Source organism: Elioraea sp., assembly GCF_051860475.1.
GTDB lineage: Bacteria > Pseudomonadota > Alphaproteobacteria > Acetobacterales > Acetobacteraceae > Elioraea.
The window spans coordinates 1-7,519 of the sequence record NZ_JBHYDW010000180.1 but is presented as its reverse complement, the minus strand read 5'-3'; the positions used below and the strand labels follow the sequence as shown (position 1 = coordinate 7,519).

At 70.3% G+C, this 7,519-nt stretch carries 10 protein-coding genes and 1 other RNA gene; 9 read left to right on the top strand and 2 right to left on the bottom strand.

Going from position 1 to position 7,519, the window contains the following annotated elements; genetic code table 11:
- The coding region (locus ACTIFU_RS21200) for a PfkB family carbohydrate kinase (RefSeq protein ID WP_439580313.1) at window positions 1–481 on the bottom strand (481 nt) is incomplete at its 3' end.
- 134 nt (window positions 482–615) lie between these two features.
- Here ACTIFU_RS21200 and ACTIFU_RS21195 point away from each other — a divergent pair.
- Window positions 616–954 carry a hypothetical protein gene (locus tag ACTIFU_RS21195; protein WP_439580312.1) on the top strand — a complete coding sequence of 113 codons (339 nt, stop codon included), beginning with the start codon at window positions 616–618 and terminating at the stop codon, window positions 952–954.
- A 7-nt stretch (window positions 955–961) separates the two neighbouring features.
- On the opposite strand, the gene thyX is transcribed toward ACTIFU_RS21195, so the two are convergent.
- Window positions 962–1,900 (bottom strand): FAD-dependent thymidylate synthase, encoded by a 939-nt coding sequence (gene thyX, locus ACTIFU_RS21190; RefSeq protein ID WP_439580311.1) that lies wholly within the window; start codon window positions 1,898–1,900, stop codon window positions 962–964.
- A gap of 26 nt (window positions 1,901–1,926) precedes the next feature.
- Between thyX and ssrA the strand changes: the two genes are divergently transcribed.
- From ssrA to ACTIFU_RS21150, 8 genes are all read left to right on the top strand, one after another.
- Window positions 1,927–2,246: a transfer-messenger RNA gene (ssrA, locus tag ACTIFU_RS21185) on the top strand.
- 71 nt (window positions 2,247–2,317) lie between these two features.
- Complete coding sequence (locus tag ACTIFU_RS21180) at window positions 2,318–2,827, top strand: SspB family protein (protein WP_439580310.1); 510 nt, start codon at window positions 2,318–2,320, stop codon at window positions 2,825–2,827.
- Window positions 2,828–2,905: 78 nt separating this feature from the next.
- Entirely contained in the window at window positions 2,906–4,561 is a 1,656-nt protein-coding gene (locus tag ACTIFU_RS21175) for a fumarate hydratase (RefSeq protein WP_439580309.1), read from the top strand.
- Entirely contained in the window at window positions 4,558–5,043 is a 486-nt protein-coding gene (locus ACTIFU_RS21170; RefSeq protein ID WP_439580308.1) for a hypothetical protein, read from the top strand. Before ACTIFU_RS21175 ends, ACTIFU_RS21170 begins: the two co-directional genes overlap by 4 nt.
- A complete protein-coding gene (locus ACTIFU_RS21165; RefSeq protein WP_439580307.1) occupies window positions 5,040–5,429 on the top strand; it encodes a RidA family protein in 390 nt (129 codons plus the stop codon). Before ACTIFU_RS21170 ends, ACTIFU_RS21165 begins: the two co-directional genes overlap by 4 nt.
- A complete protein-coding gene (locus tag ACTIFU_RS21160; RefSeq protein WP_439580306.1) occupies window positions 5,429–5,824 on the top strand; it encodes a VOC family protein in 396 nt (131 codons plus the stop codon). The genes ACTIFU_RS21165 and ACTIFU_RS21160 overlap by 1 nt, the downstream gene beginning before the upstream one ends.
- A gap of 1 nt (window position 5,825) precedes the next feature.
- On the top strand, window positions 5,826–6,836 hold the full coding sequence (gene queA / locus ACTIFU_RS21155) for a tRNA preQ1(34) S-adenosylmethionine ribosyltransferase-isomerase QueA (RefSeq protein ID WP_439580305.1): 1,011 nt from the start codon (window positions 5,826–5,828) through the stop codon (window positions 6,834–6,836).
- Window positions 6,833–7,519: tRNA guanosine(34) transglycosylase Tgt (locus ACTIFU_RS21150; RefSeq protein ID WP_439580304.1), on the top strand; the 687-nt coding region annotated here is incomplete at its 3' end. The genes queA and ACTIFU_RS21150, both read left to right, overlap by 4 nt.

Genomic DNA, 7,519 nt, shown 5'->3' with positions numbered 1-7,519 from the left:
CGAGGTTCACGACCGCACGCGCGCCCCGCGCCGCCGCGCGCAGCAGCAGCTGCGCGGTCTCGCCGGCATCGCACTCCCGCTGCACGACCAGCACTGTATCCGGACCGAGGGCCGCGTCCTCCACCTGCGCGGCTGCGGCCGCAAGGTTCGCGCCCGGCGCGACCATGATCTGGTTGCGCCCCGCGCGGTCGACCGCGATCGCCGCACAACCGGTCGAGCCATCGAGCGTGGCGACGCGCGTCAGGTCGACTCCCGCCTCGCGCAACAGCGCGAGGGCCGGCTCGGCGAACGCGTCCTGCCCCACCGCGCCGGCGAGCAGCACTCGGGCGCCGTCGCGCGCCGCCGCGACCGCCTGGTTGGCGCCCTTGCCGCCGGGCTCCAGGCGCATCGCGGCTCCGAGCACCGTCTCCCCCGGCGCGGGCAGATGCGGCAGCGGAAAGATGAGGTCGAGGTTGATCGAGCCGAACACCAGAACGGTCATTCGTGCACCTACGGTCCAGCCTTTCCATCATACCGGAACGATTTCCCGCGCTTGACTTGCGTCGACATCGTGGGGCAGTCGATGATGAAAGCCTGACGGCCCCGCGCCCCCGCGCGGAGGGGAGGAAGCGCGTGATGGACGACCAGCACGACGACTGCCGGCCGTCTACGGTGAGCGTCGCCGGGGATGGCGCCCGCAGCGGCGCACACTCGCCCCCGCCCGCGACAGGACCGCCGCCCACAGACCTGCCCGCCACCGACCTGCCTGCCACCGACCTGCCCGCGAGCCTCGGCGAGCGGATGGAGTTGCGTATCCGGGTCGCGGAACTGACAGCGGTGATCGACACGATCGAGACGACCCTGCGCGATGCGCGCGGCGCCGGGCTCAAGGTGACCCAGCGTCACGAACGCCTCTCGGCCTCCGCGAACGCAGCGGCGGGATTGCTGCGCGCGATCGCCCGCCGGCTCGCATAGGCGGCCGTCATGGCGCGAGGCCCAGTACCTCGGCCATGTCGCGCCACTCCCGCTTGGAAAGTCCGCTCGTCTCCGCGGTCACGGTCTCCCCGGACAGCATCCGGCGCACGCAGGCGAGCATGGGCGCCGACAGCGTCGCCGCCCCAAGCCGGTAGTCCAGGAACGCCTGGTGCGTGATCGGCGCCCACGCCTTCAGTACGTCGAGCAGGGCCTCGGCATAGGCGCGGATCTCGTACTGCGCGTGGGGATCCGCGCGGAGGCGCAGAAAATGCATGAAGTTGTGCAGGTCGGCCTTCCAATACCACTGCGTGTAGAGGTTCAGCGTCAGGTTCATCCGCGCGAGTTCGCGGGCGAGACCCCGACGCGCAGGGTCGGCCGGCGCCCCGTCCTCGCCCTCGTTCAGCATCCAGGCATAGTGGTCGTAGGTGCGCTGGGCGTCCTCGCGCAGCAGCCGCAGCACCTCGGCCGCCGCCGCGCCGGAGAGCACCTCGCCGCGGCCCTGGCGGTTGGCGGCACTCTGCGCGGCGAGATGCTCCGGCGCGGGGATGTAGAACTCGCGATCCAGCACCGAGTAGCGCGCCGAGTACTCGTTCACGTTCGCGGTGCGGTGGCGGATCCACTGGCGCGCGACGAAGATCGGCAGCTTCACGTGCAGCTTGATCTCGGCCATCTCGAACGGGGTCGAGTGCCAGTGCCGCATCAGGTAGCGGATCAGCCCGGCATCGTCCTGTGCCCGGCGCGTGCCACGGCCATAGGAGACTCGCGCCGCCTGCACGACGGCGGCATCGTCGCCCATGTAGTCCACGACGCGAACGAAACCGTGATCGAGCACGGGAATCGGGCAGTGCAGCAGCGCCTCGATCGCGTCCACCGTGGGACGCAGGGTTGTCCGGGAGTCGGCGCGCGCCGCCTCGATCTCCGCCTTCTGCGCATCGGTCAGTTGCATCTGTGCTCCCGCCCCGCCGAGTCGCCGGGCTTCCGTATGACGGCTGCGTTTCCTATATTCCCAGGTGTCGGGGCAACCCGGCTATGGCGATAAACGGCGCGTGGAATAAGCGTTGCGGACCCGGGGGCAGTGCCCGGCGCCTCCACCAATCCCCGCTTCGGCTGGCGGGGCAGGGGGGCGAAACAGGCTCGACGCGCGTGGTAAAGGCCCGCCTTTCGCTCGGCATGGTACCGCCGTTATCGGGCCGATGATAAGTGCCAACGACAACAGCCGTATGGCGCTCGCTGCCTGACGTAGTCTAGGCAAGCGCGGTTCGGGGGGCACCGGGCAACAGAAGCCCCCCACTTCGCCGCCCGCCCTCGAGGGCGGGGACGGCATGATGGGCTCGACGCGGGACGGGGACGAACAGGACAGGTGATGGCAGGGGACGAGCCTGGGCTTAAGGACAGCCTGCTGCCCTATGAGGCCTGGATCCAGGAGAGCCTGCGCAACGTCATGCGGCTCGCGCTCGACCGCATCGCGCGTGAGGGCCTGCCGGGCGAGCATCACTTCTACATCACATTCCACACCGACCATCCCGGCGTCCGGATGCCTGCCCGGCTGAAGTCGCAATACCCGAACGAGATGACCGTCGTGCTGCAGCACCAGTTCGAGGCGCTGGAGGCGGATGGCGAGGGCTTCTCGGTCACGCTGTTCTTCGGCGGCGTACCCGCTCATCTCTCGGTGCCCTGGCTCGCCGTGACCCAGTTCGCTGATCCGTCTGTCCGGTTCGGCCTGCGCTTCGAGATCAGGGGCGGGGACGCGGCACCGGAGCGCGAGATCGCCACGCCGCAGCCTGCGGAGGCCGAGGACGAGCCCACCGCCGACGCCGAAGCGCCGCAGGTCGTCAGCCTCGACGCGTTCCGGAAGCGCCCGCCGCGCGGCTGAGCGCCGGCGCTGGCCCGTCCATCCGGCGCGTGCCATAAGCCTCGCCGCCCTACCGATTTGTCGAGACGGAGGCCGCCGATGAACGCGCCCCTGAACCGCCCTGCCCGCACCGGCGAGTTCCTCTACAGCCCGATCTTCCCGCTCGGCCCGTCCGAGACTCCGTGGAAGCGGCTCGCTGTCGGCGGCGTGGCCACGGTGGATGCCGCGGGCCGGCGGGTGCTGACGATCGACCCCGAGGCCCTGACCGAACTCGCCTTCCAGGCGTTCCGCGATACCTCGCACCTGCTGCGGCCCGGGCATCTGCGCCAGCTCCGCGCCATCCTCGACGACCCGGAGGCGTCCGGGAACGACCGCTACGTCGCGCTCGAGTTCCTGAAGAACGCCAACATCGCCGCGGGGGGGATCCTGCCGATGTGCCAGGACACCGGCACGGCGATCGTGTTCGGCAAGAAGGGCCAGCGCGTCTGGGTGGACGGCAACGAGGAGGAGGCGCTCGCCCGCGGCGTGTTCCGCACCTTCACCGAGACCAACCTGCGCTACTCGCAGATGGCGCCGCTCTCGATGTTCGACGAGGTCAACACCGGCAACAACCTGCCGGTGCAGTTCGACATCATGGCGTCCCCCGGCGACGACCACGCCGACGAGTTCCACCTGATGTTCGTCGCCAAGGGCGGAGGCAGCGCGAACAAGACCTTCCTGTTCCAGGAGACCCGCGCGATCCTGAACCCCGAGCGTCTGTACCAGTTCATCGAAACCAAGATGAAGACGCTCGGCACCTCGGCCTGCCCGCCCTATCATCTGGCGATCGTGATCGGCGGCACCTCGGCCGAGGCGACGCTGAAGACGGTGAAGCTCGCCTCCACGCGCTGGCTCGACGGCTTGCCGACCCAGGGCAGCGCCGCGGGCCACGCCTTGCGCGACCTCGAGGCCGAGATGCAGGTGCTGGAGATCAGCCGCAAGCTTGGCATCGGCGCGCAGTTCGGCGGCAAGTATTTCTGCCACGACGTACGGGTGATCCGTCTGCCGCGCCACGGCGCGAGCTTGCCCGTCGGCATCGGCGTCTCCTGCTCGGCCGACCGGCAGATCCTCGCCAAGGTGACGCCAGAGGGCGTGTTCCTGGAACAACTCGAGACCGATCCCGCGAAGTACCTGCCCGAGACGACCGACGAACATCTCGGCGACGAGACGGTGGCGATCGACCTCACCCGGCCGATGCACGAGATCCGCGCGACGCTGTCCAAGTATCCAGTGAAGACACGCGTGATGCTCACCGGTCCGATGGTGGTGGGGCGCGACATCGCCCACGCCAAGATCAAGGAGCGGCTCGACCGCGGCGAGGCGATGCCGGAGTACCTGCGCAACCACCCGGTCTACTACGCTGGGCCGGCGAAGACGCCGCAGGGCTACGCCACCGGCTCGTTCGGGCCGACCACGGCCGGGCGGATGGACAGCTATGTCGAGCAGTTCCAGGCCGCCGGCGGGTCCCTCGTGATGCTCGCCAAGGGCAACCGCTCGCGCGCCGTGCGCGAGGCGTGCCGCAAGCAAGGCGGGTTCTATCTCGCCTCGATCGGCGGGCCGGCCGCGCGGCTGGCCAAGGACTGCATCCGCAAGGTCGAGGTGCTGGAGTATCCCGAGCTCGGCATGGAGGCGGTCTGGCGCATCGAGGTCGAGAACTTCCCCGCCTTCATCGTCATCGACGACAAGGGCAACGACTTCTACGACGGGCTGGAGTGAGCGACCTTCGCGCGCACCGCCTCCTCGCCCTTGCCCTGCTGATCGTGACCTTCGTGATGGTGGCGAGCCATCCGCTGGAGCTCTGGGGCAAGCTGCGGCTCAACGGGCCGACCTGGCTCGCGGTGCATCACAATCTCTACGTCGCCTTCGGTCCCGTCGCCGCGGTGACGGAGCCGGGCGCGCTGGTCGCACTCGGCACGCTTGCCTGGCGCGAGCGGCGGCGTGGCTGGCGCTGGGCGCCCTCGGCCCTGGCAGCGGCAGCCGTCGCGCTCGGCCTCGCCGTCTGGGCGAGCTTCACCCATCCCGCGAACCAGGCCCTCAACACCTGGACCGCGGCGACCCTGCCCGCGGACTGGACTTCGGTGCGGAACCAGTGGGAAATCAGCCACGCTGTCCACGCCGCCCTGGTCGCCTTCGCCCTGACCGTCCTGCTCTCCGCCGTCGTCCGCGGCGGCGACACCTCGCGAAAGGACATCGCATGACGCGACGCCGCATCTCCTCCGGCTCCCTGTTCGAGGAGCAGATCGGCTACTCCCGCGCCGTCGTCGACGGCGATTATGTCTGGATGTCCGGCACCACCGGCTACGACTACGCGACGATGACCATCGCCGACGACGTGGTCGCCCAGGCCGAGCAGTGCTTCCAGAACATCGCCGCCGCGCTGGCCGAGGCCGGAGCGTCGCTCGACGACGTGGTGCGCGCCTTCTTCATCGTGCCGAAGCGCGAGGACTGGGAACCGTGCTGGCCCGTCATCAAGAAGTATCTCGGCACGGCGCGCCCGACCTCGACCCTGATCCACGCCGGGCTCGCCACCGACGCCATGCGCATCGAGATCGAAGTCACCGCCAAGCTGCCCAAGGCCGGCTGATGCGCTTCTCCGTCGACCGCCTCGACCACCTGGTCATCACGGTGCAGGACGTCGAGCTCGCCGTGGCCTGGTACCAGAAGGTGCTGGGCATGGAGCGGCTCACCTTCGGCCCGCAGCTTCGTACCGCGCTCGCCTTCGGCGGGCAGAAGATCAACCTGCGCCCGGTCGAGGCCACGCAGCAGGAGTGGTTCTCCGGTGTGGCCGCGGCACCCGGCACGCAGGACCTCTGCTTCGTCGTCACCGTGACGGCCGACGAGGTGATCGGCCATCTGCACGATCTCGGCGTCGCGGTGGAGCTCGGCCCGGTCCGCAAGGACGGCGCGCTCGGGCCGATCACCTCGGTCTACTGCCGCGATCCCGACGGCAACCTGATCGAGATCGCGACCTACGGGTAAGGTGTTCGCCCTCGCCGACTACGACTACGCGCTGCCGCCAGAGCGGATCGCACAGGAGCCCGCGCGGCCGCGTGATTCCGCGCGACTGTTGGTGGTTGGGCGCGACGGCTTGGCAGACCGTTGCGTGTCGGACCTGCCGGAACTGCTTCGCCCCGGCGACCTGCTGGTGGTGAACGACACGCGCGTGATCCCCGCGCAGCTCGAGGGCACCGCCGGCAATGCGCGCATCGGCGTCACGCTCGATCACCCGCTCCCGGATGGCACCTGGGAGGCGCTGGCACGCAACGCGCGACGGCTGAAACCCGGCACCGTGATCCACTTCGGCGCCGCGACGGCCGAGGTGATTGCACGCGCGTGCGGCACGGTGCGGCTGCGTTTCGTAGGCGATCCGACGGCAGCGGCCACGCTCGCGCTGCCGCCCTATATCGACCGCGACCAGGGTCCAACCCCGGCCGATGCCGAGGACTATCAGACCACCTTCGCACGCCACCTCGGCGCGGTCGCCGCGCCGACCGCCGGGCTGCACCTGACGCCCCGCCTGATCGAGGCGCTCGCGGCGCGCGGCATCTCGACTGCGCGCGTGACGCTGCATGTCGGCGCCGGCACCTTCCTGCCGATCCGCGTGGATGACGTGCGCGCACACCGGCTGCACGCCGAGCGCGCCACACTGCCGCCCGAGACAGCGCAGGCCATCGCCGCGACCCGCCACGAAGGCGGCCGCATTGTCGCCGTCGGCACCACGAGCCTGCGTACCCTGGAGACGGCTGCGGGCGCGACCGGCACCGCGCAGCCCTGGTGCGGCGAGACCGACCTCTACATCACCCCCGGCTTCGCGTTCCGCGTGGCCGATCTGCTGCTGACCAATTTCCACCTGCCCCGCACCTCGCTCATGGTGCTCGTCGCGGCCTTCGCCGGTCGCGAGCGCATCATGGCGGCCTATGCGCATGCGCTCGCCGCCGGCTACCGCTTCGCCTCCTACGGCGATGCGACGCTGCTGGAACGCGCGGCATGACGCTGCACCACACCCTGACCGCGACCGATGGTGCGGCGCGCGCGGGCCGGCTGCACACCGCGCACGGCGACGTGCCCACGCCGGTGTTCATGCCGGTCGGCACCGCCGGCACAGTGAAGGCGATGACGGCGGAAGCCGTGCGGTCCACCGGCGCGCGCATGGTGCTCGGCAACACCTACCACCTGATGCTGCGCCCGGGCGCGGAGCGCGTCGCGGCACTCGGCGGGCTGCATCGCTTCATGGACTGGCATGGGCCGATCCTGACCGACAGCGGCGGGTTCCAGGTGATGTCGCTGTCGCAACTGCGCTCGCTCGACGAGACCGGCGTCACCTTCCGCAGCCATCTCGACGGCTCCGAGCACCGGCTGACACCCGAGCGCGCGGTTGCGATCCAGCACGCGCTCGGCGCGGACGTGACCATGGTGCTGGACGAGTGCACCCCCTTCCCCGCGACCGAGGCCGCGGCCGCTGCCTCGATGCGGCTCTCGATGCGCTGGGCGGCGCGGTGCCGCGACGCCTTCGTGCCTCGCGACGGCCACGGCCTGTTCGGCATCGTCCAGGGCAGCGTCTATCCCGAGTTGCGCGGAGAGAGTGTGGCCGCGCTGACCGCGATCGGCTTCGAGGGCTATGCGGTGGGCGGGCTCGCGGTCGGCGAGGGGCAGGAGACGATGTTCGCGATGCTG